The following is a 19,508-nucleotide window of genomic DNA, read 5'->3' on the forward strand; positions in this document are numbered from 1 at the left end:
GCATGTCTCCTGAAGTTATCCGCTGTCCCCATACCCGTGTCAGGAATGGGGTGACTTCAATAATATTAGCCCTCTAACTAAATATCAAGTGGGGTCAGTACGACCACCCGCAGCTTTTGCGGGGGCATGCTTGCTAATCTCTGGATGACGTCAGATCGGATCGTCGCAGGGGTCCGCGAGGGCGCAACCCACAGCGAGATCTCAGAAGCCCCGCTTCAGTCGCTGGACTTCGGCCCGGTTCAGGCGCTTTGCTTCCTGCTCGGCATAGTCGCGCTCGCCGGGTTCGTACTGCCCGTTATAGTTGCAGCTTGCCTGATTCAGACGGCACGGGTTGTAGCTGCTGCCGGATGGCCGGGACGAACCGCTATGGGTCGAACACCCCGCGACAAGACCAAGGCCCGTAAGGAACAGGATGAATCCCCATCGTCTCAATATTCTGGTGGACATTTTCTCTGCTCCCCAAGACACGCGACAGAGATCGTTATAACAAACGAATGACGCTCAGGCTTTGGTTTCCGGTAACGGAATGAATTCCTGATCGTCTCCGACGGGAAGCTTCATGCGCTGAGCGCGCCAGTCCTCGCTGGCCTGCTCGAGCCGGTCTTTGGATGAAGAAACGAAATTCCAAAAAATGAAGCGCTCGCCGATGGGCTCGCCGCCCAGGAGCATCAGCGTCGAAGGCTGCCTGGCGACGATCTGCACGGCTTCCACGTCGTCGATCACCCGCATGCGCCCCATGGTCAGCACCTGACCGTCAAGCTCGACCTCGCCTCTGGCAACGTAGACGGCGCGTTCGGAATACTGGGCGCTGAGGCTTCGACGCGCACCGGCTTCCATTTCCCAGTGCAGATAAAAGAGCGGCGAATAGGTGACGGCCGCTGCGGTCAACCCGTCAATGGAACCAGCAATCAGGCGTCCGGTCACACCGTTTTCGTGAATCTCGGGCAACTGGGCGTTGCCCTGCAGATGATGGAAGGTGGGGTCCATGTCCTCTTGCTCGCGAGGCAGCGCAACCCACGACTGGATGCCGTGCATGACGGCGCCATGCGCACGCGCGTATTCCAGGCGTTCGCTGTGCGTGATGCCCTTCCCGGCCGTCATCCAATTGACCTCGCCGGGACGGATTTCCTGCTCAGACCCCAGGCTGTCGCGATGCGTGATGGCGCCACTGTACAAATAGGTCACGGTGGAAAGCCCAATGTGCGGGTGGGGCCTGACATCCAGCGCACGGGAAACGCCTGGCGCGAGGTCCAGTGGACCCATATGATCAAAAAAAATGAAGGGCCCCACCATCCGGCGCTTCCTGAAAGGCAGGACCCGACCCACCGTAAAGCCACCTCCCAGATCGTGCATGCGGCGGTCGATCATCAGATTGGCATTCTGGTCCATGGCAGGCTCCCGGCGTTCATCGCTACCCATGATAGAACGTATCCCGGTCAAGCACCGGCAATCCGGTGCTATCGTAACCGCCTGGGTCACTCGATTTCCTCCAGGAGGCACCATGCGGCGGCATTACGTCCAGATTCTCGATGGCAAGATTCACACAAAGTCACAAGAAGTGCCGCCCCTGTCCCCAGGGAACTCCCAACTGCTGGTGCAAGTACGGGCGGCTGGCCTGAACCGTGGCGAGCTCCTGGCGCTGCGCCGCTCAGGCTCGCAGGACCCGGTCGCCATGGGGTGGGAGGCTGCGGGTGAAGTCCTCGAAACAGGCCCGGAATGCCGAGGCTTCCGCGTCGGCGACCGGGTGATGGGGCGTTGCGAGGCAGGCTTCGCCGATCAAGTGCTGATCGACACGCACGACGCCATGCTCGTACCGGACTCGCTCTCCTGGATCCAGGCAGCCGCCGTCCCCATCGTCACCCTGGTCGTGTATGACATGCTGGTCATGCAGGGACACCTGGCGGCCGGCGAATGGCTGCTGGTCACCGGCGTTTCTTCGGGCGTGGGCGTGGCGGCGCTGCAATTGGCCAAATCGTTGGGTGCGCGAGTGATCGGCACCTCGGGTTCGCGGGAAAAGCTGGCCGCGCTGGCCGCCTACGGCCTGGATTGCGGGATACCGACACGGCAACCCGACTTTCACGAAACCGTCATGACGGCTACCCAGGGCCACGGCGCCGATCTGGTGGTCAACATCGTGGGTGGATCAGTCTTGGCCGAATGCGTCCGGTCCATGGCCTACCAGGGACGGTTGGCCACCGTCGGATACCTGGACGGCATCACCAGCGGGCCACTGGACCTGGCCGCCCTGCACAGCCAGCGGCTGCATCTGTTCGGCGTTTCCGCCAAACGGCAGAGCCCGGCGCAACGCCAAGCCATCGTCCAGGGTGTCACCCGCGACGTGCTGCCGCTGTTCGTCAACGAGCGCACGCGCCCAGTCATCGGACACGTGTTCCCGTTCGCGCAACTGGCCGACGCGATCGTATCAATGGAAGCAAACGATCAGACGGGCAAGATCGTGCTTTCGGATCAGGCCTGAGCGCCGCGCGGAATCCCAGGCGCCCGGCACACTGCGGCAACGGCGGCGCAAGCCGCCGCGACGAGCAGCGCCAGCGCTGCCATGGCAAACAACGGCCGGTAGCTGCCGAGCACGACGTAGTCCCATGACATACCGTAGCCGGCAATAGCCTGCAGCAGAGCAAACGACAGGGTGGCCCAGCCCCAGGCCTGTTGCTGGCGCTCCGGCGGCACCAGCTCGATAACGGAACCCGAGGTCAGCGCCACGGTGCCCGGAATCAGCAACCCCACCAGAACCGACGAAAACAGCAGCGCGGCGGGCGATCCGGACAGGACTGGAAGCGCCACAGCCACCGCCTTGATGATGAGGCCAAACGCCAGCCCCCGGCGAAACCCCAGCCAATGCGCCAGCGCGCCGGCCACAAATGGACCCACTGCCGCCCCCAGCCCGAACGCGGTCCAGTACGCCGCACCGACGGTCAGGCCGCGGCCCAACTCATGGGCGATGTAGTCCACCCAGAACAGGGTATGCGGGACGAAGCCCACGGCATCCAGCCCGTAGGCGAGCAGAATCAGCAGGACACCAGCCACCGACCAGCGCGCGGGCTGGCCGGCCGCATGTACGGCTGCCACCCCCGCCGAAACCGCCAGGTGGCGCCACACCGCCACCCACGCCCACAGCGCCAGCATGGCCGCCAGCGTGCCCAGCGCCACCCAGGTTGCAGCGATGCCGTAGTGAATCAGCCACGGGACCACGGTGCCGCTGGCGGCGATGCCCAGCCCTATGCCCGAGAAAATCAGCGCGGAAGCCGCCGGACGGCGCTCCCGGGGCACGGCGGCGAGCGCTGCGGAGACCCCCACGACGGTCAGGACGGCACCGCTCACACCGCAAGCCAGACGCCAGATTCCGTACCAGACGGGGCCCCAGTCAAGCAGACAGGCATAGAGGCTCACCACCGTGACGGCAAGCGCAACCGCCAGAACCCGGCGCGAGCCAACGATCGACGTCACGCGATGCGCCAGCGCGGCCCCCACCAGATATCCGAGCAAATTGATGGCGCCCAGATAGTTGGCCTGGGCGATGGAGAACCAATGTTCATCGACCAGGGCGGGAATCAGCGGCGTGTAGGCAAATCGTGCCAGCCCGATGCCCAGCAGGACGCAAACGCCGCCGGCCAGACTGGACAATACCCAAGATCGCTCCCGCATGATTTTCCCGGAGGGATGAAAAGGATTCGAGCTTACTACAGCAGTCTTCCGTCTACAGCATCCTTCTGCCCGGCCGCATCCCCCGGCCGTATACTGGATCCGCTCCCAGCCCCTGCAGGGCGGATCCCTCAACCCGCCGCGAGGCGATCACGCCCGCCGCACGACCACTCATCCATCCATGACCAGAACCTTGCGGACCATTGCCGTCTTCTGCGGCTCGAACCTGGGGGCGACGGACGCCTACGCACGAGGCGCAGAGACACTGGGCCGCACGCTGGCGGGCGCCGGAATCACGCTCGTCTACGGGGGCTCCAACCGGGGGCTGATGAAAGTGCTGGCCGACAGCGTACTGTCGCAGGACGGTCAGGTCCACGGCGTCATTACCGAAGGCCTGCACGCGCGTGGACAATTCCACCCGGGCCTGACACGGCACGAAATCGTACCGGCCCTGAGCGTCCGCAAGGCGCGCATGATCGAACTGGCCGATGCCTTCATCGCCTTGCCGGGCGGGATCGGAACCGTCGAGGAGCTGATGGTGGTCTGGTCGATGAATCAGCTGGGGGAAATGAACAAGCCCCTGGGGCTGCTGAACATCGCGGATTTCTTCTCGCCCTTTCTGGAGTTCCTGGACAGCATGGTCGAAACCCAGTTTCTGCCACCCGCCCACCGGCAGACAATCTCCGTGGATCCGGACTCGGCCGCCCTCCTGGAGAAGCTACGCACCCATGAGGCCACCAGCGCCCCCAAATGGCTGTAAGACGGGCCGCCAGGCAGAGCCCCGCCGGGTGCATCTCAGCGAGACCGAGCCGCCCACGACAGGCTCGGGATAATATCCACCGGATCGCATATACTGTACATAAATACAGTAAATGTGATCCGTCATGCGCCTGCTCCACCCCGAACGCATCCACCCCACGCTCTGGCGCGCCTCTCAACTCGCGCTGGGCGGCTTGCGGCACCTGCCGACCGGCCACAGCGGCCTGGACGAAGCGCTGGGCGGCGGCTGGCCATTGGGCGCGCTGATCGAACTGCTGCCGGAACACGCCGGCATCGGCGAGGTCCATCTGCTCTGTCCTGCCCTGGAGGGACTGGCCGACCGCTGCCAGCCCACCCTGCTGCTCAATCCCCCTTACGCACCCTCCATGCAGTGCTGGGCCGCCTGGGGTCTGCGACCCAATGACGTTGTCTGGGTACGCACGTCCTCCTCCCGCGACACCACCTGGGCAGTCACTCAGATCCTGCACTACCAGTCCTGTGCCGCCCTGTTGTGCTGGGCGCACACCACACCTTATGCGGACCTGCTGCAATGGCACAGGCTGGCCCGTCGGGGATCGGCGCTGGTGGTGCTGTACAGGCCGCACGACACGGCCCGCCGAGACAGCCCCGCCAGCCTGCGCGTCGATCTACGGGCCATCCCCGGCGGGCTGCGGGCCTCTTTCCTGAAATGTCCCGGTCCGATTCCTTCAGCCCGGGACCTGACTCTGTATCCGTACGATCATGATCTGGATCAGCCTGGCCCTGCCGCTCCCCCTGGCCGCCTGCCCAGGACTGCTGGCACACCTGTTTCGCTACACACCGCGCCTGACGATGCTGGCACCGCAACTCATGGCACTGGATCTGACCGGTAGCCTCAGACTGTTCGACGGGCCCAGAAAACTCTGGCCCCGCATCATGCAGACCTGCCCGTCAGGCACCCGTGCTGGAATGGCCCCCACCGCCTGGGGTGCTGCCTTGCTGGCCAGACAGGACCGGGGTCCGCGCCGTGCGCTGCGCAGGCAATCCATGCAACGGTACCTGGACCGCCTGCCTTGCTCCGCGCTCACCCTCGCGCCCACAGCCTTCGCGCTGCTCGATGACTGGGGCTGCCACACGCTGGGGCAGCTGCGCCGGCTGCCCCGAGCCGGCCTTGCCCAGCGCGGGCTGGCCACGGTCCTCGAACAGCTCGATCGCGCCTACCACACAAGCGGCCCCGCCGCCTGGGTTCCTCCTCAGATGGGGTTCGAAGCCTCCTGCGAACCCGAGTTCCGGGGCACTAGCCTCACCGCCATCGAAACGGCGCTGACGCCGTTGCTGACGGATCTGTGCCGCTACCTGCAGGCCCACCAAGCCGCCACCGACCAGATGGAATGGATCTTGCTGCACGATCCGACGCGATCCCCCACGCCCGAGACCCGCCTGACACTGTCGTTCTCCAGACCCCAATGGGATCTGCAGGCCTGCCTGCGCCTGTGTCGCCTGCGCATCCAGTCTCTCGACCTGCCGGGGCCCGTGCACCGCGTCACCCTGCGCTGCCTGAATATCCAGACTCGCCAATCCCTACCCGCCTCATTGCTGCCCGACTCCCAGGTGGACCAGCAGCGCGAAGAGCGGCTGCTGGACGTCCTGAAAGCCCGGCTGGGTGCCACCTGCCTGCACTTCCCCAGGCTGCAGGACTGGCCGCTGCCCGAACGCGCCGAAGCCTGGTTCAGCCAGCCACAACGAACCAGGCCGTCCTGGCCCTCCCCCCACGCGCACTGGCCGGGCAGCCGCCCGTTCTGGCTGCTCGAGACTCCTGCGCCACTCGAAACCGCACGGGATCAGCCGGTCTGGCGCGGTGCCCCCCTGCGGCTGCTGTCCGGTCCCGAACGCATCGAAGAAGGTTGGTGGCGGTCCCGGAATACCAGTCGGGAATACTTCATCGCCACCGACGCTCGGGCCGTCCGCTACTGGATCTACCAGGACCTGCGATCCGGCGGCTGGTTCCTCCACGGGCTGTTCGCCTGACGCCCGGCACCCGTGGCCGCCCCCACGGCGGACCGGGCGACTGGCCGAGAAACCCACACCATGACGTTTCTGCCCGACTACGCCGAACTCGACTGCCTGTCGAACTACACGTTCCTGACGGGAGCCTCCCACCCCGAAGAACTGGTGGAACGGGCGGTCGCGCTGGGCTATTCGGCCCTGGCCCTGAGCGACGAATGCTCCCTGGCCGGCGTCGTCCGCGCCTGGGAAGCTGCACGTGAACGCCAATTCTCCCTGCTGATCGGCAGCCGCTTCCGGCTGGCCGACAGCCCCGGCTGGACACTGATCATCCTGGCCCAGGACCGGGACGGCTACGGCAACCTGTCCAGACTCATCACCCACGCGCGGCGCCACAGCACGAAGGGCTGCTATTACCTCACCCTGAGGAACCTGCTGGCCCCCGCCGAAGACCAGACCGATCTGACTGGCCTGCCCGGATGCCTGCTGATCATGCGCCCGGATCCCGACGACTTTCTCCCGCGCTGCGAACCTACCCTGCAGCGCCTGCTGACAGTATTTGCGGGCAGGCTGTGGCTGGGCCTGCATCTGCTCCAGGGAGACCATGACGCCGCACACCTGCAGGCGCTGCGCGAGCTATCGCTCCGCCACCAGGTCCCACTGGTCGCACTGGGGGCTGCGGAAATGCACGTGCGATCGCGCCAGCCCGTCCACGACAGCCTATGTGCCCTGCGCTGGAACCGCCCCCTGGCGGAATGCGGCCAGCTCCTGCGTCCGAACACGGAACACGCCCTGCGGAACCGCCTGCGCCTGGCGCGGCTCTACCCGGGGGACACCCTGGCTCAGACCCTGCAAGTGGCCCGGCGCTGTACCTTCACGCTGGACAGCCTGCGCTACCAGTACCCCCAGGAGATCGTGCCCACCGGCATGACGCCCACCGCTTACCTGCGCAGGGAATGTCTGGCGGGCACCCACCGCCGCTACACAGATGGGGTGCCGCCCGCTGTCAACGAGCAACTCAGCCAGGAACTCGCTCTGGTCGAGGAACTGCACTACGAGCCCTACTTTCTGACCGTCTACGACCTGGTGCGCTTTGCCCGCAGCCGGAACATCCTTTGCCAGGGCCGGGGGTCGGCCGCCAATTCGCTGATCTGCTACTGCCTGGGCATCACCGAGGTCGATCCGCTGGCGTCCAATCTGCTGTTTGCCCGCTTCATCAGCCGCGAGCGCGGCGAGCCGCCCGACATCGACGTGGACTTCGAACATAACCGCAGAGAGGAAGTCATCCAGTACATCTATGCCCACTACGGCCGCCACCGTGCCGCGCTGACGGCCGTGGTGACACGCTACCGCCACCGCAGCGCGTTGCGGGATGCCGGGCGTGCCCTGGGGATCAACATGGACCTGATCACGCGCGCCGGCAAGCTGCTGCGCCACGTCCGGGACCCCCGGGAAACCCTGGCCACGCTGCAATCCCTGTGCGATCCGGAACAGGCCGCGCAATGGGCCAACCTCCAGGAGGCACTCACAGGGTTTCCACGCCACCTGTCCCAGCACCCAGGGGGTTTCGTCATCGCCCAGGATCGCCTGGACACGCTGGTTCCCCTGGAAAACGCGGCCATGCCGGATCGCAGCGTCATCCAGTGGGACAAGGACGATCTGGACGCGATGGGGCTGCTGAAAATCGACGTGCTGGCGCTGGGCATGCTTACCGCCCTACGGCTGTGCGAGGCACTGGTCGCCCGGCGGCGGCAATCTCCCTGGACCCTGCCGGAGATCCCCTCGCACGACGAAGCCACGTTTTCCATGATCCGCAAGGCGGACACGGTAGGCGTCTTCCAGATCGAATCGCGCGCGCAGATGAGCATGCTGCCTCGGCTGCAGCCTGCCTGCTTCTACGACCTGGTGATCCAGGTGGCCATCGTGCGCCCCGGTCCCATGCAGGGCGGCATGGTTCATCCCTACCTGCGTCGGCGCCAGAAGCTGGAAGCCGTGGACTACCCCTCCGACGCTGTACGCCACATCCTGGAGCGCACGCTGGGGATTCCGATCTTCCAGGAACAGGCCATGAAGCTGGCCATCGCGGCGGCCGGCTTCTCGCCGGGCGAGGCGGACCAGTTACGCCGCGCCATGGCCGCCTGGCGCCGCACCGGGTCGGTCAACGCCTTCCACGCCCGGCTGCAGGCGGGCATGCTGGCCCGGGGCTATTCCCAGGACTACATCGAGCGGCTGATTCACCAGCTCGAAGGCTTTGGCGAATACGGTTTTCCGGAAAGCCACGCGGCTAGCTTCGCCCGGCTGGCATGGCAATCCGCCTGGCTCAAGTGCCACGAACCGGAAGCCTACCTGGCCGCCATGCTCAACGCCCAGCCCATGGGGTTCTATTCCCCCAGCCAGCTCGTGCAGGATGCCCGCCGCCACGGTGTGTGCGTGCTCCCGGTATGCGTGAACCACAGCGCCCCTGAAGCCACCCTGGAAGAAATCATGGACATTCGCGGGGCCCCCTACGTCCAACCGGCTGCGATCTCCTCCGGCACACCCGCTGCCCCTGATTCAACCGGGCAGCGGTCAGCCGTGCGCCTGGGACTCTCCCAGATCCTGGGGCTGTCCAGAAGTGCCATGCAGGCGATCACGACCGCCCGCGAGGCCGGCCCCTACACCAGCATCGAAGACCTGCGCATCCGCGCCAGCCTGCAAACACAGGACCTCCAGACGCTGGCTCGCGCCAACGCCCTGACGACGCTGACCTCGGACCGCCGCACCGGCCAATGGCAGGCTGCGCTGATCCACGCCCCCCGCCTGCTGCGCGAGGCTCCGATCCACGAACGCGACACCCCCGCACTGCCGGCCCTGAGCGACGGCGAGCAAACCCTGGCGGACTACGCCACCCTGGGGCTGACACTGGGACGCCATCCGATCACGTTCCTGCGTGACGAACTGGACAAGCGGAGATTCTGCACGGCGCAGGCGCTGAACGCCGGATTTCCAGATCGTCGCCTGGCCCGGGCCTGCGGCCTGGTGGTCTCCCGCCAGCGGCCCCAGACGGCCGGCGGCACGGTGTTCGTGACCCTGGAGGACGAAACTGGTCCAGTGAACGTGATCGTTCCGGCACGCGAGGCCGCCACCAACCGCAGCGCGCTGCTGCACGCCTCACTCATGGGCGTCTACGGGATCTGGCAACGCCAGCAGGGGGTCTTCCACCTGAAGGCACGCCGGCTGGTGGACCTGAGCACCCTGCTGGGTACTCTGCGCACCCACAGCCGGGACTTTCAGTGAGCGGGCCGGTCTCAACTTTCGCTGGCCGGCCCCTTGGGAGCTCAACTTCTCAAAGCCCGTTGCCGATGAAATCCTGCAATTCCCGCGTCTTGGGGTTGACCAGGATATCCGGCCCGCCCTGCTCCCAGACCTGTCCCTGGTGCATGAAGATGATCACATTGGCCAGCCGCCGCGCAAACGCCATTTCGTGCGTGACCAGCACCATGGTCATGCCGCCCTGGGCAAGCTTTTCGATGACCTTGAGCACCTCGCCCGTCAGCTGAGGGTCCAGTGCCGAGGTGACCTCGTCAAACAGCATCACCTGTGGCTCCATGGCAAGGGACCGCGCAATCGCCACGCGCTGCTGCTGCCCACCCGAGAGCTGCTCAGGGTAGCTGTCGTACTTTTCCAGCAGCCCGACCGTATCCAGCACACGGCGGGCGCGCTCTTCGCAGACATTGCGCCCGAGCTTGCGCACATGGCGCAGGGCCAGCATGATGTTGCGGCCCACCGTCAGATGTGGAAAGAGGTTGTAGCTTTGGAAGACAATGCCAACGTCCTTGCGCAACTGCCCCAGATCCACCTTCGACCCGCCCAGGATGTGGCCACATACCTGGATGCTGCCCTCATCGATGCGCTCGAGGTGATCGATGCATCGCAGGGCCGTGCTCTTCCCAGAGCCGCTCTGGCCAATGATGGCGACGACCTGACCCCGCTCGATGTCGAAGGACACCCCCTTGAGGACCTGGTTCTCGCCAAAGCTCTTGTGCACATTCTGCAGACTAACGACGGCCGACATTCAGTTTCCTTTCCATGGCTCGGCTCCACCGGGACAGGGGGAAGCACAGCAGAAAATAAAATCCACCCACCAGCGCGAACACCAGGAAAGGCTGGAAGAGCGAGTTGTTGAGAATCTGGCCTGCGCGGGTGAGTTCCACGAACCCGACGACCGAAGCCAACGACGTGGACTTGATGACCTGTACCAGGAACCCCACCGTCGCCGGAAGAGACAAGCGCACGGCCTGCGGAATCACGACCAGAATCAGGGACTGCCAGCGCGACAATCCCAGGCACTCGGAAGCTTCCCACTGGGTCTTCTCGATAGATTGCACGCTACCGCGCCAGATCTCCCCCAGAAAGGCGCTGACATACACCATGAGAGCGATTCCCGCCGCCACCAGCGGCGGTACATTGATGCCAAAGATCCCTACCCCGAAATAGACCACGAACAGCAGGATCAGCAGCGGGATGCCCTGAATCGACCCGATGTAGAAGGCAGTCAGCGCCCGCACCACACGAAAGCGCGAAATGCGGGCGAGCATCACGGCAAACCCCGCCACCGCGCCCAGCACGAAAGACAGCGCCGACAAGATCAAGGTCCAGACCAGACCATGGAGCAGATAGGTGAACTGGATATAAGTGAAATGGTCCATGTTCTCCCCTCAGGCAGCCTTGTTGCGCAACTGCTGCACCCGGGCCGAGCGGGCCACCACCCAGCGCCGTCGAAACAGCACCAGCCCCGCCACCGAGAACAGCCCCTTCAGCAGCACCGCCAGAACCAGATAGAGCAATGCAACGATGATGTAGGTCTCCAGGGACAGGAAGGTGATGGACTGAACATTGTTGGCCACGCCGGTGAGTTCCTCGGCGGAAATCTGCGACGTGATTGATGACATGAGCATCATGAGCACGAACTGGCTGGTGATCGAGGGATAGACCTTTTCAAAGGCGGGCAGCATGATCACATGCCAGTAGATGCGCGGGCGCGACAGGCCCAGACATTCGGCAGCCTCGACCTGCCCCGGCGGGACTGCGTCCATGCCGGAGCGGATGATCTCCGCCGAATAGGCTCCTACATTGATCACCATCGTGATCACGGCGGCCAGATTGGCCGACATGGTGTAGCCCAGGCTGGAGAGGCCAAAATAGAAAATGAAGATCTGCACCAGGAATGGCGTATTGCGGACTGTCTCGATGTAGACCCCGCAGACCCGCGACAACCAGCCGATCACGCTGCGGCGGCCGATTGCGCACAGGATGCCCAGCACCAGACCGAACACCGTGGAAGCCAGGGTCAGTTCCAGCGTGGTCACTGCCCCGTCCAGGAACATCCTCCAATAGGGCAGCAAACCGGGGAAATTGAACGTGTAGTTCACGATGATTCTCAGGCTACTTTAGGGTCGGACATGGTACGGTCAGACATCGTACTTTAAGGTGGAGCCGGGCTGGAGTCACTTCCGCACGGGTTCAAAAGGCCCCTGTGCCGTGAATGCCCCACCCTGATACACCATAGTCGGATCATCGGCTGCAGGCATGGGCTGCTTCTCGATCATGTCGCGATAGGCTTCTGACGTGTCCTGCGCCTGGAATCCAATATGCGCAGCCAGCCGGTTGTCCCACCAGGTTTCCTTGTTGTCGGACATGCCGAAGATGATGGTGTGGCCGATCTCGGGCGTGAACAGCCCCCGCCGGATGAGCTCGGTCAGATCGTGCGCGCTGAGCCAGATGTGCATCATGCGGCGGTCCTTGGGTTCTGGAAAGCATGAACCGATGCGGATGGAAATCGTCTCGATCCCGTAGCGGTCGTGATAGAAGCTGGCCATGGCCTCGCCATAGACCTTGGACAACCCGTAATAGCCGTCCGGCCGCGTGGGCGCGCGCGCATCCAGCCGCTCTGTCTGCCGGTAAAAGCCAATGGCATGGTTCGAACTGGCAAAGACGACACGGCGCGCACCGTGCTCGCGCGCGGCCTCGTAGATGTGGAAAATGCCTTTGATGTTCGCCTCCAGGATCTCTTCGAAGGGACGTTCCACCGACACGCCCCCCATGTGCACGATGGCATCACAATCCCGGACCAGGTCGCTCACGGCCTGCCGATCCGATAGATCGCAAGGACACAATTCCTCAGAAGGCCCCGCCTTGCCCAGCCCCTGGATATCGGAGAGACGCAGGATCCGTGTCATGGGTTTGAGCGTTTCACGCAACACGCGCCCCAGCCCCCCGGCCGCCCCCGTCAACAGGATCCGTTCAAACTTGTTTCCGACCACACGACTCTCCAAATAGGCTACTCCATCATTGTGATACGTCATCGTATAACTAGTAATCCGGAATAACCCTGAACACTGTCCACGGGACCCGACGGAGGGTCACATTCGGCTGACAGTTGGTCATTTTGCGCCAAAGCGGCTATTGTCGAAAGATGACTGGCGGCGCCCCGCAGGCAGTTTGCCGGGCCGAGCGGCCAGCCGAAAGGAAATACCGAATGTCATCGCCCCTGTATACGATAGGCCACTCTACACACGACCTGGACTCATTTGTCCGATTGCTTCAAGAAAGCGGGATCCAGCTTCTGGCGGATGTCCGCACGGTGCCTCGATCCAGAACCAACCCGCAATTCAACCGCGACACATTGCCGGCGTCCCTGGCGCCCTTCAACATCGCCTACCAGCACATGGAATCCCTAGGCGGCCTGCGTGGCAAATCCAGAACCACGCCGCCACAAGTCAACGGCTTCTGGGAAAACGACAGCTTTCACCACTACGCGGACTACGCCCTGACTGAAACCTTCCGCAGCGGCCTGGACGAGCTGATCACGCAGAGCCAGCGCCAGCCTACCGCCATCATGTGTTCGGAAGCCGTCTGGTGGCGCTGCCACAGGCGGATCATCGCCGATTATTTCCTGGCGCGGCAGATCCCGGTCCTGCACATCATGGGCGCGGGCCACGTCGATCCGGCACACCTGACACCGGGCGCCGTGGTTCAGGAAGACCTGTCCGTGCTGTATCCACCTGCCGCGTGACTCTGGGGCCCCAGTCGGAGATTTTCAGCAATCCGTCAACTGAGTAAGATTCTGCGTCGCAGACTGGGCCAAGCTGACAGGATCATACGTGAAGAACCGCGAATCTGGCGGCAGTCACATTGCAGCCCGTTAACGGGTTCGTCGCACATATTTACATGTATCCACCAAACCCGGGAAGGGTCACTGAACCTTTCGCCCAGATGAACGTCATAGCGCCAGGTGGCCTGTTCCACTCGCCCGGACGCAGGGGCGTCCGGACCCTCTATGGAGTTCATGTCATGATGACACGTTCCCGCATTGCCCTCTTGTCTGCCTGCTCGGCGGTCGCCCTCAGTCTTGCCGCTCTGACGCCCACCTATGCGGCCGAAGCTCCTGCTGCGGCACCTGCGGCAGCCACACAACACACCGCAAAGCAGGCCACCAAGCACCGCGTCAAGGCGCATAAGACCATCAGGCACCACAAGGCGGCCAAGAAGCACACCACGACCGCCAAATAATCTCCGGCGTTCCGTGCGACCCCCTTCCGGGTCGCCCGGTGCGCAGAGGTTTCCTGCTGGCCAGAAACGCCGCGGGCAATTCGCCTGCGGCGTTTCTTTTTCACTTCCGATACACTGGGCACTTCTGCTCTCGCGCCGGACCCCGCATGCACCTGCACCGCAACGCGCTACACAACGAGCTGCACGCACGCCCGTCAATCTACTTCGATGCGCCGGCGCAGATTTTCCACTTGGCGTTCCTGGACGAAGACGGGGCGGCCGAGGCCATCATCCGCACGCTCTGCGATCGCCACATTGCGCTGGCGGATCCCGCGCAGCCACAGGGAGAGTTCCCGGTCGGTAGTGCCCGGCTGAAGTGGGAACGGCACACAGAATTCATGACGCTCACCCTGGTCTCCCAGGAAGCAGGTGCCTCGGCATGGCCGGCATTGCCGCCCGTGCTGAGCGAAGTCGCCGAAACCTACAGTACCCTGCTGATCAACGCCGACCAGATCCAGGTGGAATCCGAAGCCAGCTGGACGGGAGACGTGAACGATTACGGCTTTCATGACCCGGTGGGGTCGAATCTGGACGACAGAAAAGCCACGGTCTGGAGCGACCTGCGCCTGAACGGCAACGGCCTGAACCGCATCCTGATCCTGAACCGCCAGTTCGATGGTCGGCGCCTGGGCCGCATGGTGCGGCGCCTGCTGGAAGTCGAGACATACCGCCTGATGGCCTCGCTCACGCTGCCCGTGGCCCGTGCACTGTCGGGGGAACTTCGGCAATACGAAGCCGAACTGGTCACGCTGTCCGACGCCAACGCGGCCACCGATACGCACGACGCCAAGGCCCTGCTGGACCGAATCACACGGCTGTCGGCCCGGGTCACACAGACCCGTTCACGCACCCGCCTGCGCTTCAGCGCCACCGAGGCCTACTCCCAGCTCGTCTTCGAGCGCATCGACGATCTGCACGAAAGCCGAACGGGCGATTGCCAGCAGCTTGGGACCTTCATCGCCCAGCGGTTCCGCCCGACGGTGCGCTACTGCGCATCCACCGACCAGCGGCTGGACCGCATCGACAGCGCGGTTGCACACCTGGGCAATCTGCTGCAGGCACGTGTGCAGGTCGAGATGGAAGCCCAGAACAGCCAAATCCTGCAGAGCCTGAGCACCCGGGCCGACACCCAGATCAAGATCCAGAAGGCGGTCGAGGGCCTGTCCATCATTGCCATCAGCTACTACCTGTTCAATCTCTTCAAGCTGCTATACGAGGGGGTTCTGACACTGGGTGTGGATCTGGCACCGCGAACGGCGCTGCTGGCCGGCACCCCTGTGGCGCTGCTGATGGTCGGCGTGATTCTCTACCAGATCCGCAATACGCGCCGTCACTGACCCAACCCCCCTACGAGCACTCCTGCGCGCCCATGTCGACACTCCACTTCCGCAGTTTTCTGCTGCTGCTCACGGCGGTCTCCATCGCCTTCACCAGCATCCTGCTACCCTACTACCCAGCCATTTTCTGGGGCAGCGTCCTGGCCGTGATCTTCAGCCCCGTCGACCGGATGCTGCATCACGCCATGAAAGACCGCCACGCCAACCTGGCTGCGTTTTTCACCGTCCTGTGCATCACGCTGATCGTGATTCTTCCGGTGCTGTTCATCGCCGGGGCGCTGGCGAACGAAGTGGCCGGCATCTACAACCGCATCAACGCTGGCCAGTTCAACCTGGGGCAATACTACGAGCAGATCATCGCGGCTCTGCCGCCTTCGGCGCACGGCTGGCTAGCCTCCATCGGGCTGGGCGACCTGTTCAGCATCCGCGAAAAGCTTTCCACCGGCGCGCTGCAAGGCAGCCAGTTCCTGGCCCGTCAGGCCGTCAGCATCGGCCAGAACACCTTCCAGTTCGTGGTCGGCCTGGGCGTGATGCTGTACCTGCTCTTCTTCCTGCTGCGCGACGGACCGACGATCGTCCCGGCCATGAAGCGGCTGATTCCACTGGAGGACTCGTATCGCCACGACCTGTTCCAGAAGTTCGCTACCGTCGTGCGGGCCACCGTCAAGGGCAATATCGTCATCGCCGCCACGCAAGGCCTGCTGGGTGGCCTGATGTTCGCGTTCCTGGGCATCCAGGGGGCCCTGTTCTGGGGCGTGATGATGGCGTTCCTGTCCCTGCTGCCGGCCGTGGGCGCATCGCTGATCTGGGCACCCGTCGCCATCTACTTCCTGGTCACCGGCGCGTACTGGCAAGGCATCGTGCTGACGCTCTTCGGCGTGCTGGTCATCGGCCTCATCGACAACCTGCTACGCCCCATCCTGGTCGGTAAGGACGCCAAACTGCCCGACTACATGGTGCTGATTTCCACACTGGGCGGCCTGTCGGTCTTCGGATTGAACGGTTTCGTCATCGGGCCGCTGTTTGCCGCCCTGTTCATGGCTTGCTGGGACCTGTTCCCCGAAGCCGTCGCCGCGTACCGCCAGGCCCGCAAGGACTGAATCCATGTATAATTGCTGGCTTTGGTGGGGGCGGCAAATACGTCTTCATCCGCTCTGCCTGCCGCTTGCGGCGGGCAGTTCGCCGGCTTAGCTCAGTTGGTAGAGCAGCGCATTCGTAATGCGAAGGTCGGGGGTTCGACTCCTCTAGCCGGCACCAATGAAATCCAGCGACGCCAGCCCCGAAGGCTGGCGTCATTCGTTTCGGCCCGATATCCCCGGGTTTCGCGAACCGACATCCGCAGTCGCGGAGCCGCCCACCAAAATCCGGTAACATGGCCTTGTGATACACCACGAGACGCTGCAGCATGTCATCCGCCCCTTTCCAGCCGATCATTCAATCCCTGCTGGACACCGATCTGTACAAATTCACGATGTGGCAGGCCTTGCTGCACCGACACCCAGCTGCGCAGGCTGAATACCGCTTCATCTGCCGTACCCGGCCGGAATTTCCGCTAGCCCCGCTCGTGGCAGAGGTCCAGCGGCAGATCGACCACCTATGCTCCCTCCGGTTTCACCAAGACGAGCTGGATTATCTGGGCGGGCTGCGCTACATCAAGCCGGACTTCGTGGATTTTCTCTCATTGTTCCATTTCCAGCCGCGCTTCATCACGGTCAGGCCGGACGGAGACAGCATCAGCATCGTGGCGCGCGGTCCCCAGGTTCACGTCATGGCGTTCGAAATCTTCGTGCTGGCCATCGTCAACGAGCTTTACTTTCGCCGCTACGACAAGCCGGAAGTCTTGGCCGAGGGGCGCCGGCGCCTGCAAAAGAAAATTGACCTGCTGCACGAATTCTCCCGGGAACCCAAGCGGCGCTTCCCGTTGCAGATGTCCGATTTCGGCCTGCGCCGCCGCTTCTCCCGCACCTGGCAGGCGGAAGTCCTGAAGACGCTGCGCCAGCAGGTTCCGCAATATGTGACGGGCACGTCCAACGTGGACCTGGCCCGCGAATGCGACCTGGTTCCAGTCGGAACCATGGCGCACGAATACCTGCAGTCATACCAGGCCTTCGGCAAGGTCCGGCTGCGTGACTTCCAACGCACTGCGCTGGAAGACTGGGTGCAGGAATACAGGGGCGATCTGGGCATCGCGCTCACCGACGTGGTCGGGATGAAGGCATTCCTGGCCGATTTCGACCTGTACTTTGCCAAGTTGTTCGATGGTCTGCGGCACGATTCGGGCGATCCGATCGTATGGGGCGAGCTGGCGATCGCACATTACCAGGCGCTGCGCATCGACCCGGCCACCAAGCGATTCGTGTTCTCCGACGGGCTGGATCTGCCGCAAGCGCTGCGCATCTACCGGCATTTCGCCGACCGCGTGCAGCTTGCCTTCGGTATCGGAACGAACCTGAGCAATGACCTGGGCCCGGAGCCGCTGAACATCGTCATGAAGCTGTTCTATTGCAACGGCATGCCGACCGCCAAACTGCCCGACAGCCCCGGAAAGATCCACTGCACGGACGAAACATTCCTGGCCTATCTGCGCCAGGTCTTCAACCGCACGGACGACGCTGTCTCCGCAGGGGCGTGACATGAAACCCGCCTGAAGGCCACCGCCAACCGCCCGGCGGTGGCCCGACGGCACTGCGCCTGAGCCGCCAGCACGGCGGGCGCGACCGGGCTCAGGCTGTTCCGCCGACCGTCAGGCCATCAATCCGCAACGTGGGCATACCAACACCAACCGGTACGCTCTGGCCTTCCTTGCCGCAGGTCCCTACGCCAGAATCCAGTGCCAGATCGTCGCCTATCATGCCGACGCGGCTCATGGCGTCGGGCCCGCTGCCGATCAGCGTGGCGCCCTTCACTGGGTAGGTGACCTTGCCCTTCTCGATCAGATACGCTTCCGAAGCCGAGAACACGAACTTGCCGCTGGTGATGTCGACCTGGCCGCCGCCGAAGTTCACCGCATACAGCCCGCGTTCCACCGAGGCGATGACGTCCTGGGGATTCTCGCGCCCAGCGAGCATGTAGGTATTGGTCATGCGGGGCATGGGCAGATGCGCGTATGATTCACGCCGGCCATTGCCGGTGGGGGCCTGCTTCATCAGCCGCGCATTCATGGAATCCTGCATATAGCCGCGCAGGACGCCGTCTTCAATCAGGACATTGTGCTGGGTGGGGTGACCTTCGTCATCCACGTTCAGGGACCCACGGCGATCCGGCAAGGTACCGTCATCCACGACCGTGACGCCCCGAGAGGCCACCTGCTCGCCAATACGCCCGGAAAATACGCTGGAACCCTTGCGGTTGAAGTCGCCCTCGAGCCCATGACCCACGGCCTCATGCAGCAGGATACCCGGCCAGCCGGATCCCAGCACGACCGTCATTTGCCCGGCCGGCGCCGGCCGGGCTTCCAGATTGACCCGTGCCTCGTGAACGGCACGCTGGACATAGCCGCGCAGGATGTCGTCCGTGAAATAGGCCAAACCCGTGCGGCCACCGCCGCCACCGTGCCCCATCTCGCGGCGGCCGGCGCGTTCGGCAATCACCGTCACCGACAGGCGCACCAGCGGTCGTACGTCCGCAACCAGGCGGCCATCGCTGCCCGCCACCAGGATCACGTCGTATTCGGCCGCCAGACCCGCCATCACCTGGGTGATTTCAGGATCGGCCGCACGCGCCATACGCTCGACCCGCTCCAACAGCGCGACCTTGTCCGGCGCCGACAGCGAGTCGACCGGATTCACGGCCCGATAGAGCTCGTGCGTCGCCTGTGCTCCGCCATCGACCTTGCGCCGCCCCGAACCCTGGCGGGCAATCGTGCGCACCGCCTGGGCGGAAGACATCAGCGCCGACCGCGACAGGCTGTCGGAATAGGCAAAGGCCGTTTTCTCACCACTGATGGCGCGGACGCCAACCCCTTGGTCGATTGAAAAACTACCCGTCTTGACGATGCCTTCTTCGAGGCTCCAACCCTCTGAGCAACTGTATTGGAAATACAGGTCCGCATAATCAACCCGGTGAGTATGGATCTCGGACAGCGCACGCGCCAGATCCGATTCATCCAGCCCCCAGGGCTCCAGCAACAGCGACCGCGCCGCATTCAGGGCTTCGAGCCCGGGTTCACGCATTTTCATG

General features: G+C 63.9%; 17 protein-coding genes and 1 tRNA gene. 10 read left to right on the top strand and 8 right to left on the bottom strand.

Translation table 11 applies throughout. The annotated features are described in order from the left end of the window. Window positions 1-201: 201 nt before the first annotated feature. Window positions 202-447, bottom strand: coding sequence for a hypothetical protein (locus tag EPN31_RS06750; RefSeq protein WP_291770992.1), 246 nt, complete (start codon window positions 445-447; stop codon window positions 202-204). Window positions 448-501: 54 nt separating this feature from the next. Next, a complete protein-coding gene (locus EPN31_RS06755; protein WP_291770994.1) occupies window positions 502-1,389 on the bottom strand; it encodes a pirin family protein in 888 nt (295 codons plus the stop codon). 112 nt (window positions 1,390-1,501) lie between these two features. On the opposite strand from EPN31_RS06755, the gene EPN31_RS06760 reads away from it, so the two are divergent. Then, the gene (locus EPN31_RS06760; RefSeq protein WP_291770996.1) at window positions 1,502-2,476 is read left to right on the top strand and encodes a zinc-binding dehydrogenase; all 975 of its coding nucleotides are present in this window, start codon (window positions 1,502-1,504) and stop codon (window positions 2,474-2,476) included. On the opposite strand, the gene EPN31_RS06765 is transcribed toward EPN31_RS06760, so the two are convergent. Next, a complete protein-coding gene (locus EPN31_RS06765) occupies window positions 2,467-3,663 on the bottom strand; it encodes a YbfB/YjiJ family MFS transporter (RefSeq protein WP_291770997.1) in 1,197 nt (398 codons plus the stop codon). The two genes, EPN31_RS06760 and EPN31_RS06765, sit on opposite strands and share 10 nt — an antisense overlap. A gap of 178 nt (window positions 3,664-3,841) precedes the next feature. Between EPN31_RS06765 and EPN31_RS06770 the strand changes: the two genes are divergently transcribed. The 3 genes from EPN31_RS06770 to EPN31_RS06780 all read left to right on the top strand — a co-directional run bounded on the left by EPN31_RS06770 (window position 3,842) and on the right by EPN31_RS06780 (window position 9,678). Then, window positions 3,842-4,420: a TIGR00730 family Rossman fold protein gene (locus tag EPN31_RS06770; protein ID WP_291770998.1), complete on the top strand. Its 579-nt coding sequence runs from the start codon at window positions 3,842-3,844 to the stop codon at window positions 4,418-4,420. A gap of 124 nt (window positions 4,421-4,544) precedes the next feature. Continuing rightward, a complete protein-coding gene (gene imuA, locus EPN31_RS06775) occupies window positions 4,545-5,291 on the top strand; it encodes a translesion DNA synthesis-associated protein ImuA (protein WP_291771000.1) in 747 nt (248 codons plus the stop codon). Between the two features lie 1,195 nt (window positions 5,292-6,486). Then, complete coding sequence (locus tag EPN31_RS06780; RefSeq protein ID WP_291771001.1) at window positions 6,487-9,678, top strand: error-prone DNA polymerase; 3,192 nt, start codon at window positions 6,487-6,489, stop codon at window positions 9,676-9,678. Window positions 9,679-9,727: 49 nt separating this feature from the next. On the opposite strand, the gene EPN31_RS06785 is transcribed toward EPN31_RS06780, so the two are convergent. From EPN31_RS06785 to EPN31_RS06800, 4 genes are all read right to left on the bottom strand, one after another. After that, entirely contained in the window at window positions 9,728-10,456 is a 729-nt protein-coding gene (locus EPN31_RS06785) for an amino acid ABC transporter ATP-binding protein (protein WP_291771003.1), read from the bottom strand. Continuing rightward, window positions 10,440-11,090, bottom strand: a complete 651-nt coding sequence (locus tag EPN31_RS06790; protein ID WP_291771005.1) for an amino acid ABC transporter permease — start codon at window positions 11,088-11,090, stop codon at window positions 10,440-10,442. Before EPN31_RS06790 ends, EPN31_RS06785 begins: the two co-directional genes overlap by 17 nt. 9 nt (window positions 11,091-11,099) lie before the next feature. Continuing rightward, window positions 11,100-11,813 (bottom strand): amino acid ABC transporter permease, encoded by a 714-nt coding sequence (locus EPN31_RS06795; RefSeq protein ID WP_291771007.1) that lies wholly within the window; start codon window positions 11,811-11,813, stop codon window positions 11,100-11,102. Between the two features lie 75 nt (window positions 11,814-11,888). After that, complete coding sequence (locus tag EPN31_RS06800; RefSeq protein ID WP_291771009.1) at window positions 11,889-12,704, bottom strand: NAD(P)-dependent oxidoreductase; 816 nt, start codon at window positions 12,702-12,704, stop codon at window positions 11,889-11,891. A 215-nt stretch (window positions 12,705-12,919) separates the two neighbouring features. Between EPN31_RS06800 and EPN31_RS06805 the strand changes: the two genes are divergently transcribed. From EPN31_RS06805 to pncB, 6 genes are all read left to right on the top strand, one after another. Further along, window positions 12,920-13,456, top strand: a complete 537-nt coding sequence (locus tag EPN31_RS06805; RefSeq protein ID WP_291771011.1) for a DUF488 family protein — start codon at window positions 12,920-12,922, stop codon at window positions 13,454-13,456. Window positions 13,457-13,734: 278 nt separating this feature from the next. After that, window positions 13,735-13,953, top strand: a complete 219-nt coding sequence (locus EPN31_RS06810) for a hypothetical protein (RefSeq protein ID WP_291771013.1) — start codon at window positions 13,735-13,737, stop codon at window positions 13,951-13,953. A gap of 146 nt (window positions 13,954-14,099) precedes the next feature. After that, window positions 14,100-15,329, top strand: a complete 1,230-nt coding sequence (locus EPN31_RS06815; protein WP_291771015.1) for a DUF3422 domain-containing protein — start codon at window positions 14,100-14,102, stop codon at window positions 15,327-15,329. A 32-nt stretch (window positions 15,330-15,361) separates the two neighbouring features. Further along, complete coding sequence (locus EPN31_RS06820; protein ID WP_291771018.1) at window positions 15,362-16,429, top strand: AI-2E family transporter; 1,068 nt, start codon at window positions 15,362-15,364, stop codon at window positions 16,427-16,429. A gap of 81 nt (window positions 16,430-16,510) precedes the next feature. Next, window positions 16,511-16,586, top strand: a tRNA-Thr gene (locus tag EPN31_RS06825). Window positions 16,587-16,734: 148 nt separating this feature from the next. Then, entirely contained in the window at window positions 16,735-17,961 is a 1,227-nt protein-coding gene (gene pncB, locus EPN31_RS06830) for a nicotinate phosphoribosyltransferase (RefSeq protein ID WP_291771020.1), read from the top strand. 91 nt (window positions 17,962-18,052) lie between these two features. On the opposite strand, the gene tldD is transcribed toward pncB, so the two are convergent. Beyond that, window positions 18,053-19,507 carry a metalloprotease TldD gene (gene tldD, locus EPN31_RS06835; protein ID WP_291771024.1) on the bottom strand — a complete coding sequence of 485 codons (1,455 nt, stop codon included), beginning with the start codon at window positions 19,505-19,507 and terminating at the stop codon, window positions 18,053-18,055. Window position 19,508 lies beyond the last annotated feature (1 nt).

This window comes from Castellaniella sp. (genome assembly GCF_004321985.1).
Taxonomy (GTDB): domain Bacteria; phylum Pseudomonadota; class Gammaproteobacteria; order Burkholderiales; family Burkholderiaceae_B; genus Castellaniella.